Origin of the sequence: Niveispirillum sp., from assembly GCF_052437035.1 — a bacterium.
Classification (GTDB): Bacteria; Pseudomonadota; Alphaproteobacteria; order Azospirillales; family Azospirillaceae; genus Niveispirillum.
In genome coordinates this window covers 1-564 of sequence record NZ_JBQVOH010000055.1, presented here as the reverse complement: position 1 = coordinate 564, position 564 = coordinate 1, and the positions used below count along the sequence as shown (strand labels likewise).

The 564-nt window shown below is 71.6% G+C and carries 1 protein-coding gene; it reads right to left on the bottom strand.

Annotation, left to right across the window (positions count from 1 at the left end):
• A partial coding sequence (locus ACT6Q8_RS25645; RefSeq protein ID WP_444739499.1) for a polyketide synthase dehydratase domain-containing protein occupies positions 1-564 on the bottom strand: 564 nt, incomplete at both ends.

The following is a 564-nucleotide window of genomic DNA, read 5'->3' as shown; positions in this document are numbered from 1 at the left end:
CCATGGGGCCATCCGCAGCGATGGGCCGGTTGCGGCGGATCACACCGTCATGATCGGGGGCGATCTCACCCACCGCCTGCGACGGCCCGCGCCACAGGGTTTGAATGGACTGGAAGCCGGGGCCGAAGTCCAGGCCACGGCGCGCGAAACCTTCGTAGAAACCGGCGATGTCCACCGGCTCCGAACATGCGGCCTTCAGGGCGGCCAGGGAACCCGTCGAAGCCGGCGCGGCGCCCGCGCGCAAGGTGCCCGACACATGCGCTACCCAGGGTTCGGCGTCGGCGGCGTCTTCACCCAGGCTGCTGAGCGTGACCGCCACCGCGCCGCCCTGCCGCGCCGCGCCGCAGACCACCTGCAGCGTGCGCGCGGCGCCGTCGTCGGCCAGCAGCATCGCTTCCTGCACGGTGATGTCTTCGACCGCCACCGGCCCCTGGCCGAACAGCTGGCGCGCGGCGGCCAGCAAGGTGTCGAGGTAGGCGGTGGCCGGCACGACCACGTGGCCTTGCACCCGGTGTTCGCGCATGAAAGCGGGCTCGTCCGCGCTCAGGCGGGATTCAAAAACCG